Raw genomic sequence first — 16,777 nt, forward strand, 5'->3', positions numbered from 1 at the left:
ATGACTGTACCCGTTTCTCCCAAGCGTTCTGCTTTACTCGCGGCTGCCCGCGAGCGCATCCTGGTGCTCGACGGCGCCATGGGCACGATGATTCAGGGTCTGCAATTCGACGAGGCCGCGTTCCGCGGCGCGCGCTTTGCGGACTTCCATCGCGACATCAAGGGCAACAACGATCTTTTGATCCTGACCCAGCCCGAGGCGATCACGGACATCCACGCCGCTTATTTGCGCGCCGGCGCCGACATCGTCGCCACCAACACCTTCTCCTCGACCACGATCGCGCAGGCCGACTACGACATGTCGGACCTCGCCTATGAGCTGAACCTGCAGGGCGCCCGACTTGCCCGCACCGCGGCCGAGCGCGTGTCGGCCGAAGACGGGAAGCGGCGCTTCGTCGCCGGCGCGCTCGGCCCGACCAACCGCACCGCCTCGATCTCGCCCGACGTCTCCAATCCCGGTTATCGCGCGGTCACCTTCGACGATCTACGCAAGGCCTATGGCGAACAGGCGCGTGGCTTGCTCGACGGCGGCGCCGATCTGCTGCTGGTCGAGACCATCTTCGATACCCTGAACGCCAAGGCGGCGCTGTATGCGATCGCCGAGATCATCGAGGAGCGCGGCATCGACGTGCCGGTGATGATCTCCGGCACCATCACCGACAAGTCCGGCCGCCTGCTCTCCGGCCAGTTGCCGGAGGCGTTCTGGCACTCGGTGCGGCACGCGAGGCCCGTGACGATCGGGTTCAACTGCGCGCTCGGCGCCGAGGATCTGCGCGCCCACATCGCCGATATCGGCCGCGTCGCCGATACACTGGTGTGTGCGTATCCGAATGCCGGCCTGCCCAACGAGTTCGGCCAGTATGACGAGACGCCGGACTACATGGCGCGGCTGATCGGCGAGTTCGCCGCCGCCGGCCTCGTCAACATCGTCGGCGGCTGCTGCGGCACCACGCCCGATCATATCGCCGCGATCGCCAAGGCCGTCGCGCCGCACAAGCCGCGCGCCGTGCCCGAGATCGAACCGCGACTGAAGCTGTCGGGCCTCGAGCCGTTCACGCTGACGGACGCGATCCCGTTCGTGAACGTCGGCGAGCGCACCAACGTCACCGGCTCGGCCCGCTTCCGCAAGCTGATCACCGCTGGCGACTACACCGCCGCGCTGCAGGTGGCACGCGACCAGGTCGAGAATGGCGCCCAGGTCATCGACGTCAACATGGATGAGGGCCTGCTCGATTCCGAGAACGCTATGGTGACGTTCCTCAACCTCGTCGCCGCCGAGCCGGATATCGCGCGCGTGCCCGTGATGGTCGACTCCTCGAAATTCCACGTCATCGAGGCCGGCCTGAAGTGCATCCAGGGCAAACCGATCGTGAACTCGATCTCGCTGAAGGAAGGCGAGGAAAAGTTTGTGCACGAGGCGACCGTCGCCAAGCGGCACGGTGCCGCCGTGGTGGTGATGGCGTTCGACGAGACCGGCCAGGCCGACACGTTCAAGCGCAAGACCGAAATCTGCAAGCGCGCCTACGACATCCTGGTTAACCGGCTCGACTTTCCGCCCGAGGACATCATCTTCGATCCGAATATCTTCGCGATCGCGACCGGGCTCGAGGAGCACAACAATTACGGCGTCGATTTCATCGAGGCGACGCGCTGGATCCGGCAGAACCTGCCTGGCGCGCATATCTCGGGCGGCGTCTCGAATCTCTCGTTCTCGTTCCGCGGCAATGAGCCGGTGCGCGAGGCGATGCACTCGGTGTTCCTCTACCATGCTATCCATGCCGGCATGGACATGGGCATCGTCAATGCCGGGCAGATGATCGTCTATGACGACATTGACCCCGAGCTGCGCCAGACTTGCGAGGACGTCATCCTCAACCGCGATCCCGGCGCTTCGGAGCGGCTGCTGGCGCTGGCGGAGAAATTCCGCGGCAAGGAGAAGCAGACCAAGGAAGCCGATCTCGCCTGGCGCGAATGGCCGGTCGAGAAGCGGCTGAGCCACGCGCTGGTGCACGGCATCACCGAGTTCATCGAGGAAGACACCGAGGCCGCGCGGCAGAACGCCGCTCGCCCGCTCGACGTCATCGAGGGGCCGCTGATGGCCGGCATGAACGTGGTCGGCGATCTCTTCGGCGACGGCAAGATGTTCTTGCCGCAGGTCGTGAAGTCGGCCCGCGTGATGAAGCAGGCCGTCGCCTATCTGATGCCGTTCATGGAGGAGGAGAAGGCGCGAAACCTCGCCAATGGCGTCACCGGCGGCCGCAACGCCGCGGGCAAGATCGTGCTCGCGACCGTGAAGGGCGACGTCCACGACATCGGCAAGAACATCGTCGGCATCGTTCTCCAGTGCAACAACTTCGAGGTCATCGACCTCGGCGTCATGGTGCCCGCGACCAAGATCATCGAGACCGCCAAGGCCGAAGGCGCCGACATCATCGGCCTGTCCGGCCTGATCACGCCCTCGCTCGACGAGATGAGCTTTCTCGCCGGCGAGCTGGAACGCCAGGGCATGAACGTGCCGCTGCTGATCGGCGGCGCCACCACGAGCCGGGTGCACACCGCGGTGAAGATCGACCCGAACTACAAGAGCGGGCCGGTGGTGCATGTCAACGACGCCAGCCGCGCGGTCGGCGTCGCCTCCTCGCTGCTGTCGGCTGAGAAAAAGCAGGCTTACGCCGCAGAGGTGCGCGCCGAATACGCCAAGATTTCCGCGGCACATTTCCGTGCCCAGGCCGACAAGAAGCGGCTCAAGCTCGCTGAGGCCCGCGCCAACAAGGTCGCGATCGATTTTGCCAAGGCGCCGCCGACCAAGCCGGCGTTCTTTGGGCTGAAGAGCTTCGATGCCTACGATCTTGCCGAGCTCGCCGACTACATCGACTGGACGCCGTTCTTCCAGACCTGGGAACTGACCGGGCGTTTTCCGGCGATCCTCGACGATCCCAAGGTCGGCGAGGTCGCCCGCTCGCTGTATGACGACGCGCGCAAGATGCTGGGTCGCATCATCGCGGAAAAATGGTTCACCGCCCGCGCCACCATCGGCTTCTGGCCGGCGAACGCCGTCGGCGACGACGTCGAGGTCTATGCCGACGACACCCGCAAGCAGAAGATCGCGACCTTCCACACGCTGCGCCAGCAGCTCGAGAAGCGCGAGGGCCGCTTCAACGCCGCGCTGTCCGACTTCATTGCGCCGAAGGAGACCGGCGTGGCTGATTATGTCGGCGGCTTCGTCGTCACCGCCGGGATCGGCGAGGACGCGGTGGCCGACCGCTTCAAGAACGCCAATGACGACTACTCCTCGATCCTGTGCAAGGCGCTGGCCGACCGCCTTGCGGAAGCCTTCGCCGAGCGCATGCACCAGCGCGTGCGCAAGGAGTTCTGGGGCTACGCGCCCGGCGAGACCTTCTCGTCGGACGAGCTGATCCTCGAGAAATACGACGGCATCCGCCCCGCACCCGGCTATCCGGCGCAGCCCGACCACACCGAGAAGCAGACGCTGTTCGCGCTGCTCGACGCGGAGAACACCGCGGGCGTCAAGTTGACCGAGAGCTTTGCGATGTGGCCGGGATCGTCGGTCTCCGGGCTCTATTTCAGCCATCCCGAGAGTTTCTATTTCGGCGTCGGCAAGATCGAGCGCGACCAGGTCGAGGACTATGCCGCGCGCAAGAGCATGAGTGTCGCCGAGGTCGAGCGCTGGCTCGCGCCGGTCTTGAACTACATCCCCGCGCAGGACGGCGCGAAGGAGATCGCGCCGGCCGCCACGCCCGCCAACGACGCCGCCGACCTCGCCTCGCACCCGAAGGGCTGCACCTGCGCCGTGCATCTGGCCTGGCGCAAGAAGGCGGTCGGCGCGGGGTAGCTCTTCCCTTCTCCCCTGTGGGAGAAGGCGAAGAACCGTAGCCCGGATGCAGCGAAGCGCAATCCGGGGTAAGCTCTGACCGAACGACGACTGGCCCCGGATTACGCTAGCGCTTCATCCGGGCTACGAATGCCGTCGTGTGGTGCAGAGGGACATCCCCCATGAAATTCTTCTCCTTCTGGCGGTCGCTGGCGAGCTTTCGGGTGCGCATCGCGCTCAATCTGAAACAGGTGCCGGCCGAAGTCGTGTTCGTCGACATCGACGCCGACGCGCATCGCGCTGACGCTTATCGCAAGGTCAATCCGCAGATGGCGCTGCCGGCGCTGGTGACGGACGGCGGCGATGTGCTGTTCCAGTCGCTCGCCATCATCGACTATCTCGACGAAACGTTTCCGAACCCGCCGCTGCTGCCGGCCGACGCGCTCGGCCGCGCCCGGGTGCGTGGCCTGGCGCTGATCGTCGCCTGCGAGGGCCATCCGCTGCTGACGCCGCGGGTGCGGCGCTATCTCGACCGCGAGCTCGATCTGCGCGACGGCCAGCAAAGCGCGTGGCGCCGGCACTGGACGGTCGAAACGCTGGCCGCGCTCGAAGGCCACCTCGCCGGCCACAAGGCGACCCGCCAGTTCTGCCACGGCGATGCGCCCAGCCTCGCCGACATCTGCCTGGTCAGCCACGTCACCGCGGCGGTCAATCAGCAGATCAGCCTCGCGCCGTGGCCGACCGTGAAGCGCATCCATGAAACCGCCATGGCGCTGCCGGCGTTTGCGAAAGCCCATCCGTCCGCGCAGCCCGACACGCCGGAGGCGATGCGGGCGAAGTAGGCGCGCGCCACTATGAGTCCCGTCATCCTGAGGTGCGAGCCTCTTCGGCGAGCCTCGAAGGATGCACGGCCCCGCTGGTGGCCGATTCATCCTTCGAGGCTCGCAAGAGCTCGCACCTCAGGATGACGGGTTGGCTTGCTCAGCTTGCTCGGTGTCATCACCCGGCTTGACCGGGTGATCCAGTATTCCAGAGGCGATTGTGCTTGAGCGGATAGGCCGCGGCGTACTGGATCGCCGGTTAAACCGGGCGATGACAGTTTTGGATGGGGACGCAACCGATCCCCTAACCGCTCGGCGGCGCCAGCGGTTGCACGATTTCCTGGAACGGCGGCAGCGCTTCGCAGCGGGCGGCGTGGGCCTTCAGCGCGGGATAGCGCGCGTCGAACAGATGCGGATGGGCTTCGCCGGTGAAGCGCAGCGCGCAGGCAACCGCGATGTCGGCGTGGCCGATGCCCGTCCCGAACCAGTATGGCGCAGTCACGGCCGCGCGCTCCTGCTCCAGCACGCCGAGCACGCCCGAAATCTGCGCCTCGCAGCGTTCGACCCAGAGTTTCAACTGCTCCTTGCGCAGCACGCGCTCGTAGATCAGGCTCACCGCCTTGTCGGCGAGCCCGGTCGCGAGCGCAATGATGCGCAGATGCCGGCGCCGCTCCGCGCCGGACCGCGCCAGCATCGCCCGCGCCGGCCCGACCAGCTCGTCGAGATAATCCAGGATCGCGCCGCTCTCGATCAACGCCTCGCCGTCATCGAGCACCAAGGTCGGCACCCGCCGCAGCGGATTGTAGGCGGCGACCTGCTCGGCATCGCCGAAGGTCGACCACGGCTTGTGCTCGAAAGGAAGCCCATAGAGCCGCAGCGCGATCGCGGTGCGGCGGACGAAGGGCGAGTCGTATTGGCCGATCAGGAACATCTGTCTTGGGTCCGCACTTCAATCAATCTTTTGACTACTAGCGCATCTGCTCAGCTTCCGCTTCCGGGGTCTTCTTGCGAGGAATCAGACTTCCGGTTTTAATGAAGGTGATTACATCGTAATCAAAATCAGCACTGGTCATCCATTTTTCAGGTGCAAATGCTTTTCTACGTTCTCCGGTTCCCTCGTCAAGAACATGTCGGATGTGTTTCCCCGAGGCTGCGGCCAGGCGTAACAGTCGTCCCCAAAGCGAATCAATGATTGCAATTCTATCTGCAACAGGCGCGGAGCGATCCGTTTTTGCTACACCAATGTAGAGCTTCGCAAGCACGTCTCTATATCGTTTAGCATTGTTAACATTGTTGCTCGCATTGCGTGGAGCGATGGCATTGAAGAGATCGAACGCGTCAGCAAAGACGTCCAACGCCGCTGCATCCGCCAACTCATTGAGGGTCAGTTTGTGCTGAATAAATATTCTCTTTTTGCCCGCCTCTCTTAGATCTCCGCGAGACGCCAGAAAGACACGAAGAAACAGATTGCGTTCTAGGATTTTGCGACGGTCAATATAACCGGCTCGCAGGCCGTCACTGAATTCCCCTCGCTTTCTTTCAAAAAACACGCCGCACTTCTCAAAAAGCGCCTTCTGGAGGATTGGATACATCGAGTCGCTCGACGCACGATCGGCGTTATTGACCGGGGTCTGTCTGTTAGAAGCGACCGAAATCTCTTCTATCAACCTCAATCTATCTACTGATGTATTTTTCTCTGGGTTTCGTGGCGTGAGAGTGATGATCTTGGTCAGAACTTCTTTGCCTTTGAAGTTCGATTCAGCTTCCGGCTTATTCTCGTTGAAGATTCGACTTAGCGTATATTTGATAGTTGTATCTGGCAATGAGCTCGTAGACGTAGAGGTCTTCCTGGTCGACGTTGAAGATGGTGAGGCCGAACGCGATGGTGCCGTTGTGGCCGATCGAGATGCCCGGCAGCGCCGGCTCGCCGGCGCCGATCACGGAAATGCCGGGCGCGTTGAGGCCGACGATGTAGCGCAGCGACGGCACCGAGTGCTCGCGATGCGGATCGTTGGCGAGGATCGGGCGGCCGGTCGCGGTGCGCTGTGGCGCGATCACCCAATTGTTGGAGCCGATGGTGTCGCGCTGCTGGTCGGCCTCGGCGAGAAACGTATCGGGATCATGCGCCTGCGCGGCCTTCTGGTCCTTTGGCGCGGCGAACTTCACCGGGCGCGTGGCAAGATCGTAGGCCGCGAGCACCGCCTTCGGCACGCTGCAGGGATCGAGCCCGTCGGGGATTTTCGTGGTCCAGGCTGGCTCCAGCTTGACGCGGAAGCGGTCGGCCTCGAGGCCCGCAGCGCAGGCGACCAACGAGCGCTTGACCTCGGAGGCGACGTTGCGGGTCAGGCCGTGGCTTCTGATCCGCACGACGTCCTCCGCGGTCCACGGGTCCGGCATGGTGCCGGCGATCCTGAACTCGATCGGCAGCGGACGCTTGCCCGCCCTGACGTCGGCGACATAGGCGTTGACGCCGGCAACGAACGCCTCCGCATAGGTTTTCGCCTTCGGGCCGTACGCGGCCCACTCCGCATTCATGTCACCGCGATAGAGAAACAGGCGCAGCGCCTTATCCTGCGCGGCATAGGCCGGACCAAAATCCTTGGCGAGCAGACCGAGCCCGCGCTTGCGCCAGAGATCGATCTGCCAGAGCCGGTCGCGCGCGGCGTTAAAGCCCTGCAGGAAGAACAGGTCGTGCTCGTTGCCGGCATAGATGTGCGGGATGCCCCAGACATCGACCAGGATCTGGGCCGGCGCCTTCAGCCCGGCGACGTCGGTCTTGATTTGGCGCGCGGCAGAGAGCGCGTTGTCCTTGTCGCGTGCCGCGGCTGGTGAAGCCAGCAGCGCGGCGCAGAGCGCAGCACTCAGCAGCTTGGCGACCCGGTTGAGATCCGTGTTCATGTTGTTTGCTCCCTCAGGGTTGTTGTTGGTTGTTACGAGATGTTAGCCGCGGCGGCGGTGCGCCCCCTCTCCCGCTTGCGGAGGAGGGCTGGGGTGGGGGTATCGCCGCGAAGGGGATCAGTCATTATGCGGCGAGAGCCCCACCCGTATCGCATCTTTCGATGCGATACGACCTCCCCCGCAAGCGGGAGAGGTGCAGCGAGCATGCCGCACGAATTCACTACTCCCCCTCGTCGCTCGCCAGCACGCCCTTCACCGCGCGGGCCCAGCCGGCGAGCTTACGCTCGCGCGTCGCCTGGCTCATCGCCGGCTTGAAGCGGTGCTCGAGCCGCCAGTTGTCGGCGAACTTTGCCGGCTCCGGATAGACGCCGGCCTCGAAGCCAGCGAGATAGGCGGCGCCCAGCGCCGTGGTCTCCTGGATCATCGGACGGTCGACCGGAGCGTCGAGCAGGTCGGCAAGACGCTGCATGGTCCAGTCGGAGGCGGTCATGCCGCCGTCGACGCGCAGCACCGTGTTGGCGGCGTTGGCCTCCGGCCAGTCGGTGCGCATCGCGGCCCACAGGTCAAAGGTCTGGTAGCAGACGCTCTCCAGCGTCGCATGCGCCAACTCGGCGGGGCCGGTGTTGCGGCTCAACCCGAACAGCGCGCCGCGCACGCGCGGATTCCAGTACGGCGCGCCCATGCCGACGAAGGCCGGCACCAGGTAGACGCTCTGCATGGAATCGGATTTGTCGGCAAGCGGCCCGGTCTCGGCGGCCTGCTTGATGATGCCGAGACCGTCGCGCAGCCACTGCACCGCGCTGCCGGCGACGAAGATCGAGCCTTCCAGCGCGTAGGTGCGCCTGCCGCCGAGCTGATAGGCGATGGTGGTGAGCAGCTTGTTCTTCGAGGCGACCGGCGTGGTGCCGGTGTTGAGCAGCGCGAAGCAGCCGGTGCCATAGGTCGACTTCATCATACCGGGCTCGAAGCAGGCCTGGCCGATGGTCGCGGCCTGCTGGTCGCCGGCGATGCCGGAGATCGCGATCGGGCCGCCGAACAGATCGGCGGTGCTCTCGCCGAAGCGCGCCGACGAATCCTTCACCTCGGGCAGCATCGAGCGCGGCACGCGCAGCAGCTTTGTCAGCTCGTCGTCCCAGGTGCCGGTGTGGATGTTGAACAGCAGCGTGCGCGAGGCGTTGGTGGCATCGGTCGCGTGCACCTTGCCGCCGGTGAGGCGCCACAGCAAATAGCAGTCGACGGTGCCGAACAGCAATTCACCGCGCTCGGCGCGCTCGCGCGCACCCGGCACGTGGTCGAGGATCCAGGCGACTTTTGTCCCCGAGAAATAGGGATCGATGATCAGGCCGGTCTTGGCCGAGATCGCGGGCTCGTGGCCTTCGGCCTTGAGTTTGGCGCAGATGTCGGCGGTGCGGCGGTCCTGCCAGACGATGGCGCGGTGCACCGCCTGCCCGGTGGCGCGGTCCCACACCACGGTGGTCTCGCGCTGGTTGGTGATGCCGATCGCGGCGATGTCCTTGGCCTTGAGGCCGGCCCTCTCCAGCGCGTCGCGGCACACCATCACGGTCGAGGTCCAGATGTCCTCCGGCTCGTGCTCGACCCAGCCGGAGGCCGGAAAATGCTGCGGAAATTCCTGCTGCGCGACGGCGGCGATGGAGATGTCGCTGCGGAACACCATGGCGCGCGACGAGGTGGTGCCCTGATCGATGGCCAGCACGAAAGACATGGGCGTTTTCCCTTGGTCTCGACGGGATTTTATCAGGGGCCAAGGGAGCGGATTACCGCGGCAACGTCAAGCAGGAGCGACGCTGTTGCGTCGACTGCGACACTCCAACCCGTCATCCCCGCGCAAAGGCTTCGCCTTTGTCGCTGGAGGCGCGAGCTCTTGCGAGCCTCGAAGGATGCACGGCCACCAGCGGGGCCGTCGACCCTTCGAGGGCCGCTGAAGAAGCGGCCACCTCAGGGTGACGGTGAAAGAGCGGGCGAAGACCCGCTCACATCGGCCGGTAGGTCCGCACATCCGCCGGCACGTTGACGCCGATCTTGATCTGGCCGACCGAGCGGATGATGTCGTCGCCGAGCAGCTGCGCGAAGCAGGCGTAGCCCCAGTCGTTCATGTGCAGGCCGTCGGCGGTGACGAAATCGTTGATCGGGATCGCCTGCTTCTCGTGCCAGTCGCGCATCACCTCGAAGCGCGGGAACAGGCCGACATGGCGCAGCGCCGCGATGCGGCCGAGCAGCTTGACCATGCCGCGCGCGCTCTCGGGCCGCTCGGTGACACGCGGCGAATATTGCGGATCGACCAGCACGACATCGGCGCCGGCGGCCTGGATGCGCGCCACGCCGTCCTCGACCTGCTTGCCGGTCTCGGCCGGATCGAGGTTGCGCAAGAGCGCGTTGGTGCCGACCTGCCAGATCACCATGTCGGGATGCACGTCGATCACTTCGGTCTGCAGCCGCCGCATCATCTCCGGTGCGTCCTCGCCGCCCTTGCCGCGGTTGAGCACGGTGATGTCGGCCGACGGATATTGCCGCTTCAGCTGCGCCGCGAGCCGGTTCGGATAGGTGAATTCCGGCGCCGACGAGCCGTAGCCTTCGGTCGAGGACGAGCCGAACGCGATGATGACGACCGGCTTGCCAGCCGCGAGCTTGGCCGCGACATGCGGCAGCGAGCCGGTGGTGTTCGGCACGCCCTTGGGCTGCTGGCAGGGCACGCGGTGGAAGATATCGGTGGCGGATTTCGCGGCCTGCTTGAACTTGTCGAGCGCCTTTTCGGCAATGCCCGGATGCGGCGAACTGGCGGCGTCGGGCTTGGTCGCGTCAGGTTTGGTTGCGTCAGGCTTGGCGGCCTCGGCCTTAACGGATTCAGGCTTGGCGCCCGGCGCCAGCGCCGCGTGCTGATCGACCTGCGCCTGCGCGGTCTGCGCGCACGATGGTGCGACCGGCATCAGCAGCGCGAGCGCGGCGACCGCGCACGCGGCTCGCGATGTGATCAGACGAAAAGGGAAGTCAAAACGCATCAACTCTACTTCCTCTAACTCTCTCTAATTCCAGTACGCTCTAATTCTGCTGCACCGGGCCGAGATGGGCCGCATCGATGACGAATTTCGCCAATGCGCGGCCGAGACACGCATGCACCTTCTTGGCCAGGTCGACACCGTGCGAGGTGCTGAACAGGTCAAAATACCCCGCATCGCTCCACTGCTTCATGATCGCGAAGCGGTCGAACAGCGGCACCTCAAGCTGCGTCGCCACCACCTTCATGTTGTCCAGATAGGGCGGCGCCGAGATCATGGTTTCGGTACGCGGGCTGTACTGCAGATTGACCAGCACCACGTCGGTCCCGGCGTTCCGCAACGCAGCAAGGCCATCGTGGATGGCGGCACGGAAATCGTCGGGATCAATCGCTCGCATAGCATCGACCGTTCCGGTCTGCCAGATAACCAAAGTAGGCTTCTTAGCCTCAACAAGCTTAACAAGAGTTCCTGCGGTATCCTCGGCGGTGCTCTTTCCCTGTAGTTCTACGGATAGATCGACCGTGGCCGACGGCAACGCCTCCTTCAGCGCCGCCTGCAGCTTGGCCGGGTAGGCGCTCGGCTCGTTGCCGAGGATGGTCGAGGAGCGGCTGCCGACCACGAGCACGCTGAGCGGCCGGTTGGCCTTGACGGCCTCCGTGACCTTCGGCAGCGCGTTTTCGGTGGACAGGAGATAGGCGGGCACTTCGCAGGGAGGCGGCGGCTCGGCGGTGTCGCCGGCGCGCGCGGGCGCGGCCGCCAGCGAGGCGGCAAGCAGCGTCAGGCCCAGCATCGTCCATGCGGACTTCATGCTTCCCCTCCCGCCAGATCGGCGTTGCCGCCGGCGCCTTTTTTCGAAGCGCCTTTGTCGGCAGAGTGCTTGTACCACGAAATGATCCACGCCATGCCGCACATGATGAGGATGCCGGCGACGCTGATCAAGGCGTGCAGCACGGCACCGCCCGACACTTCGGCAAGCACGAAATGACCGGCAAAGGCGAGGAAGACCCCGAGGCAGAATATCTCAAGCGAATGCTGGCCACACAGGATCAAAGGTCGCAGCCAGGGCGATTTCAGCCCCGGCCAGTCCTTCGGCAGGAAGCGCACGGTCAGCGCCGCGAGCGCCAGGAAGTGCGCGAAGCGCAACACGTCCAGGTCGGTCTTGTTGATCGGATACATCCACTGCTCGATCACCTTGGGCACGATGTGGCCGAGCTGCGGCACGTACCAGGTCAGCGTCACGAAGAACGCCGCGACCAGATAGGCGATGCAGATCCACATCGTGATGTTCGACGACAGGATGCGCGACATCCGCCGCGCGCCGCCGAGCGCGCACCAGGCGCCGAACACGAACAGCAATTGCCAGGCGAACGGATTGAACGCCCAGAACCCGTTCGGATAGGCCGACAGATAGAGGTCGAACTGCCAGGTCACCGCGTAGAGCACGACCGACAGGCCGAGCGTGACGTCGGGCTTCCACTTCATCAGCCACAGGATCAGCGGCAGGAACAGCATCAACACGATATAGAGCGGCAGCACGTCCATATTGACGGGGCGGAAGCGCAGCAGCAGCGCCTGCACGATGGTGACGTCGGGCTGCTTGAGGAAGTCCATGATCCCCATCTCTTCGGTGTAGAGCGGGTTCTCGAACGAGGTCGCGACATAGGAGATCTCGGCGAGGAAGATCGTGAACAGGAAGACGTGGGCGACGTAGATCTGCCAGACCCGGCGCAGGATGCGCGCAGTCGCGATCAAAAAGCCCGCCTCCAGCATGGCGCGGCCGTAGACGAAGGCCGCGGTGTAGCCGGAGATGAAGATGAAGATCTCGGTGGCGTCGGAGAATCCGTAGTTGCGGATCGTCAGCCAGGTCAGGAGATTGGTCGGCAAGTGGTCGATGAAGATCAGCCATAGTGCGAGGCCGCGAAACAGGTCGAGCCGGAGCTCGCGCTCGCCCGCCGCGGGCAGCGTGATCGCCGGCGACGCCGCGACGGCCTTTGCCTTCGCCTCGGCTTTGGCCTCAGCCACCGGCGAACCGGCTATGGGATCGGCAATCGAGCTCATCAAGCACCAAAGCGGCTCTGGAAGTCGGGCGCGCCCTGAAAAGATAATATCGGTCCGCGATTTGCGGACAAAGCACTGAGTGCGGCGGCATGCCGGCGGGGCTTTAGGACGGAACTATGTTGAAACCGCGATTGCAGGCGCGGCCCGGACCGGCTTTTTGCCCCGGCTTTTCGTCCGGTTTTTCACGGCCAGCCAAGCGATTGGTTCCGGTGGACGAATTCGCTATGATAAGCCGCCTGTTTGAGCACGATCGCAACAGAAAACCGCACCGCGCTTTCCGAATCGTGCTTTGAGACCACCGGATTGAGCCTGATGTACCGTGCCGTCACCCGCCAGATCGAAGTCACCGTCGAGCCGAACTTCATGCCGGATCGCTCGTCGGTGGGGCGCGAGTATTTCTGGTCGTATACGATCGTGATCACCAATTCGGGCCCGGAGACGGTGCAGCTGCGTACCCGGCACTGGATCATCACCGATGCCACCGGTCGCCGCCAGGAGGTGCGCGGCGAGGGCGTGGTCGGCGAGCAGCCGGTGCTCGCGCCCGGCGAGCGCTTCGAGTACACCTCCGGCGTGCCGCTGTCGACGGCCTCCGGCTTCATGACCGGCAGCTACCAGATGGTCAACGAAAGCGGCGAGCGGTTCGACATCGACGTGCCGACGTTTTCGCTGGATAGCCCGAGCCCGGACGGCAAGCGGGTGTTGAACTGACGCGCATCACCGCGCGTCATCGCCGGGCTTGACCCGGCAATCCATCGCTTCAAATAAGCTGCGTAGCCCGGATGCAGCGCCGCGCAATCCGGAACAGCATCATTCGCGGTTGGAGCGCCCCGGATTTCGCTTCGCTGCATCCGGGCTACGTTAACGAGCGTCCTACTCCACGCCGGCTTCGTCCGGCGTGAATTCATATACCGACGAGCAGAACTCGCAGGTCACGACGACCTTGCCGTCCTTGACCATGTCCGCGCGGTCTTTTGGCGCAAAGCTCTTCAGCATCGCGGACACCGCGTCGCGCGAGCAGGAGCACTGCGCGCGCAGCTGCTGCGGGGTGAAGACGCGGACGCCGCGCTCGTGGAACAGGCGGTAGAGCAGCCGTTCGCCGGACAGATCCGGATCGATCAACTCGACATCCTCGACGGTCGAGATCAGCGACTGGCCTTCGACCCAGGCGTCGTCGTCCGGCACCGCGTGCGCAACCGTTCCCTCCGGCGCGTCGCCGGGATGCAGATCGGCCTGCTTGGCGCGTTCCGGCGACTTCGGCAGGAATTGCAGCAAAATGCCGCCTGCGCGCCAGTGCAGCTTGCCGCGCTCGCCGCCGCGCATCTCCTCGCCGACCGCAAGACGCACCCGGGTCGGGATCTGCTCGGAGCGCAGGAAGTATTCGTGCGCGGCGTCCTCGAGGCTGCCGCCGTCGAGCGCCACCAGGCCCTGGTAGCGGCTGGTGTTGGCGCCCTGATCGATGGTCATCGCCAGATGACCCTTGCCGAGTAGCTGGCCCGAGGTCTGGCCGTTCTTGATGCGTGACGCATCGTAGCGCGCATAGGCACGCAGCCGGTCCGGCGCCTGGAAGTCGACGATCAGCAGCGAGACCGGACCGTCGGTCCGGGTCTGCAGGATGAAGCGGCCCTCGAACTTCACGGAGGAGCCGAGCAGCGTCGTCAGCACGATCGCCTCGCCGAGCAGCTTGCCGACCGGCGGCGGATAATCGTGCTTGTGCAGGACCTCGTCGAGCGCGGGGCCGAGCCGGGTCAGCCGTCCGCGCAGATCCAGCGCGCCGACCTCGAAAGCCAGCACGGCATCGTCAACAGGAACCGCCGATGGCGCGCGGATTGGCGCCTCGGCCGTGATTTTGATGTCGGGGGATTGTGAAACCATGGCGCTCTATCTGGGGTCTCGGACCATGAAATAAAGGGGTTCACGCGAACAGAGAGATGGTCGTCCCGGCCTAGTGCGCAATTGCGCACTAGGCCGGGACGACAGCGTTATTGCTACGCCACCGCGTCGAAACACCAGGCCAGAATGCCCTTTTGCGCATGCAGGCGGTTTTCCGCCTCGTCGAACACGACGGATTGCGGGCCGTCGATCACCTCGTCGGTGACCTCCTCGCCGCGATGCGCGGGCAGGCAGTGCATGAACAGCGCGTCGGGCTTCGCCAGCGACATCAGCTTGGCATTGACCTGATAGGGCCGCAGCACGTTGTGGCGGTGCTCGCCCTCCTTGTCGCCCATCGACACCCAGGTGTCGGTGACGACGCAGTCGGCGCCGCGCACGGCGGCCTCCGGGTCGGTGCCGAGCACGATCGGCGCATTCGTCGCCTTGATCCAGTCCCGCATCGGCTTCTTCGGCGCGAGCTCCGGCGGGGTCGCGACATTGAGCTGGAACTTGAAGCGCTCGGCGGCGTGCGCCCAGGAGGCCAGCACGTTGTTGTCGTCGCCGGTCCAGGCCACCGTCTTGCCCTCGATCGAGCCGCGGTTTTCCTCATAGGTCATGAGGTCGGCCATCACCTGGCAGGGATGCGAGCGCCGCGTCAGCCCATTGATCACGGGAACGGTGGCGTGGGCGGCAAGCTCAAGCAGCGCATCATGATTGAGGATGCGGATCATGATCGCGTCGACATAGCGCGACAGCACGCGCGCGGTGTCGGCGATGGTCTCGCCGCGGCCGAGCTGCATCTCGGCACCGGTCAGCATGATGGATTCACCGCCAAGCTGGCGCATGCCGACGTCGAACGACACCCGCGTGCGGGTCGACGGGCGTTCGAAGATCATCGCCAGCGTCTTGCCCTCGAGCGGCTTCCTGGCCTTCTCGTGCGCCTTGCGCTGCGCCTTCATGGCGGCGCCGGCCGACAGCATGTTGCGCAGCTCGGCGAGCGGCAATTCGTTGATGTCGAGGAAGTGACGGACCGACTTGCTCATTACCCCGCCGCCTTCTTCGGCTGCGCCGACAGCGCAGCGCAGGCGCGCTCCAGCGCGGCGATCGAGTGGTCGATCTCGGCCTCGGTGACGATCAGCGGCGCCAGGAAGCGGACGACGTTGTCGCCGGCGCCGACGGTGAGCAGTTTTTCGCTGCGCAGCGCGGCAATCAGATCGCCCGACGGCACCACCGCCTTGACGCCGATCAGAAGGCCCTCGCCGCGCACTTCCGACAGCACGCCGGGAAAGCGGTCGACCGCGGAGGCAAGCTTCTGCTTGAGCAGCAGCGACACCTTCTGCACGTGCTCGAAGAAGCCGGGCTTGAGCATGACGTCGAGGACGGCATTGGCCGCGGCGACCGCGAGCGGATTGCCGCCGAAGGTGGAGCCGTGCGAGCCGGGCGCCATGCCCTCGGCGGCCTCGGCGCTCGCCAGCACCGCGCCGATCGGGAAGCCGCCGCCGAGCGCCTTCGCCAGCGACATCACGTCCGGCGTGACGCCGGTGCGCTTGTAGGCGAACAACTCGCCGGTGCGGCCCATGCCGGTCTGCACCTCGTCGAAGGCGAGCAGCAGGCCGTGCTCGTCGCAGAGCTGGCGCAGCGCCTTGAAGAAGGCCTGCGGCGCGCCGCGCACGCCGCCCTCGCCTTGCACCGGCTCGATCAGGATGCCGGCGGTGTGCGGGCCGATCGCCTTCTTCACCGCCTCGATGTCGCCATGCGGCACCTGGTCAAAGCCGTCCATCGGCGGGCCGAAGCCTTCGAGATATTTCGCCGAGCCGGTCGCCGCGAGCGTGCCCAGCGTGCGGCCGTGGAACGCGCCTTCGAAGGTGATGATGCGGTAGCGCTCGCCATGTCCCTTGGAGAAATGGTGGTGGCGCACCAGCTTGATCACGCCCTCCATCGCCTCGGCGCCGGAATTGCAGAAGAACACGTAGTCGGCAAAGCTCTGCTCGCACAGCCGCGCCGCAAGCGCCTCGCCGTCCGGGCTCTTGAACAGGTTCGACATGTGCCAGAGCTTGGTCGCCTGCTCCTGCAGCGCCTTGACCAGATGCGGATGGGCATGGCCGAGCGCGTTCACCGCGACGCCCGAGGTGAAATCGAGATAGCGGTCGCCGTTGGTTGCGATCAGCCAGGCGCCCTCGCCGCGCTCGAAGCCGAGATCGATCCGGGCAAACACAGGGAGCAGATGCGAAGTGGCGGTCATGGCGATCACTGACGGGTTTGAGGCCGACAATTGCCGCGCGCCTT

At 65.1% G+C, this 16,777-nt stretch carries 13 protein-coding genes; 3 read left to right on the top strand and 10 right to left on the bottom strand.

From position 1 onward, the window contains the following. Together metH and maiA are read left to right on the top strand one after the other, a co-directional pair. A complete protein-coding gene (gene metH, locus CI41S_RS07670; RefSeq protein ID WP_139858197.1) occupies positions 1 to 3,852 on the top strand; it encodes a methionine synthase in 3,852 nt (1,283 codons plus the stop codon). A gap of 161 nt (positions 3,853 to 4,013) precedes the next feature. Further along, a complete protein-coding gene (gene maiA, locus CI41S_RS07675) occupies positions 4,014 to 4,673 on the top strand; it encodes a maleylacetoacetate isomerase (protein WP_139858199.1) in 660 nt (219 codons plus the stop codon). Positions 4,674 to 4,956: 283 nt separating this feature from the next. On the opposite strand, the gene CI41S_RS07680 is transcribed toward maiA, so the two are convergent. From CI41S_RS07680 to CI41S_RS07710, 7 genes are all read right to left on the bottom strand, one after another. Beyond that, positions 4,957 to 5,583: a glutathione S-transferase family protein gene (locus CI41S_RS07680; protein WP_139858201.1), complete on the bottom strand. Its 627-nt coding sequence runs from the start codon at positions 5,581 to 5,583 to the stop codon at positions 4,957 to 4,959. Positions 5,584 to 5,620: 37 nt separating this feature from the next. Beyond that, positions 5,621 to 6,475, bottom strand: a complete 855-nt coding sequence (locus tag CI41S_RS07685; protein WP_139858203.1) for an AIPR family protein — start codon at positions 6,473 to 6,475, stop codon at positions 5,621 to 5,623. Beyond that, the gene (locus CI41S_RS07690; protein WP_244626423.1) at positions 6,423 to 7,550 is read right to left on the bottom strand and encodes a penicillin acylase family protein; all 1,128 of its coding nucleotides are present in this window, start codon (positions 7,548 to 7,550) and stop codon (positions 6,423 to 6,425) included. The genes CI41S_RS07685 and CI41S_RS07690 overlap by 53 nt, the downstream gene beginning before the upstream one ends. A 220-nt stretch (positions 7,551 to 7,770) precedes the next feature. Continuing rightward, a complete protein-coding gene (gene glpK / locus CI41S_RS07695; protein WP_139858205.1) occupies positions 7,771 to 9,273 on the bottom strand; it encodes a glycerol kinase GlpK in 1,503 nt (500 codons plus the stop codon). Positions 9,274 to 9,541: 268 nt separating this feature from the next. Continuing rightward, complete coding sequence (locus CI41S_RS07700; protein WP_139858207.1) at positions 9,542 to 10,567, bottom strand: GDSL-type esterase/lipase family protein; 1,026 nt, start codon at positions 10,565 to 10,567, stop codon at positions 9,542 to 9,544. Between the two features lie 40 nt (positions 10,568 to 10,607). Then, a complete protein-coding gene (locus CI41S_RS07705) occupies positions 10,608 to 11,372 on the bottom strand; it encodes an SGNH/GDSL hydrolase family protein (RefSeq protein ID WP_139858209.1) in 765 nt (254 codons plus the stop codon). Next, the gene (locus CI41S_RS07710; protein WP_139858211.1) at positions 11,369 to 12,622 is read right to left on the bottom strand and encodes an OpgC domain-containing protein; all 1,254 of its coding nucleotides are present in this window, start codon (positions 12,620 to 12,622) and stop codon (positions 11,369 to 11,371) included. The genes CI41S_RS07705 and CI41S_RS07710 overlap by 4 nt, the downstream gene beginning before the upstream one ends. A 312-nt stretch (positions 12,623 to 12,934) precedes the next feature. Here CI41S_RS07710 and apaG point away from each other — a divergent pair, with 312 nt between their 5' ends. Further along, positions 12,935 to 13,330: a Co2+/Mg2+ efflux protein ApaG gene (apaG, locus tag CI41S_RS07715; protein WP_139480335.1), complete on the top strand. Its 396-nt coding sequence runs from the start codon at positions 12,935 to 12,937 to the stop codon at positions 13,328 to 13,330. A 162-nt stretch (positions 13,331 to 13,492) separates the two neighbouring features. On the opposite strand, the gene CI41S_RS07720 is transcribed toward apaG, so the two are convergent. The 3 genes from CI41S_RS07720 to CI41S_RS07730 all read right to left on the bottom strand — a co-directional run bounded on the left by CI41S_RS07720 (position 13,493) and on the right by CI41S_RS07730 (position 16,733). Continuing rightward, a complete protein-coding gene (locus tag CI41S_RS07720) occupies positions 13,493 to 14,494 on the bottom strand; it encodes an Hsp33 family molecular chaperone (RefSeq protein WP_139858213.1) in 1,002 nt (333 codons plus the stop codon). A gap of 113 nt (positions 14,495 to 14,607) precedes the next feature. Further along, a complete protein-coding gene (gene argF, locus CI41S_RS07725; RefSeq protein ID WP_139480337.1) occupies positions 14,608 to 15,534 on the bottom strand; it encodes an ornithine carbamoyltransferase in 927 nt (308 codons plus the stop codon). Further along, positions 15,534 to 16,733, bottom strand: coding sequence for an aspartate aminotransferase family protein (locus tag CI41S_RS07730; RefSeq protein WP_172627941.1), 1,200 nt, complete (start codon positions 16,731 to 16,733; stop codon positions 15,534 to 15,536). The genes argF and CI41S_RS07730 overlap by 1 nt, the downstream gene beginning before the upstream one ends. Positions 16,734 to 16,777: the final 44 nt, after the last annotated feature.

The organism is Bradyrhizobium ivorense (genome assembly GCF_900696085.1).
Classification (GTDB): Bacteria; Pseudomonadota; Alphaproteobacteria; order Rhizobiales; family Xanthobacteraceae; genus Bradyrhizobium; species Bradyrhizobium ivorense.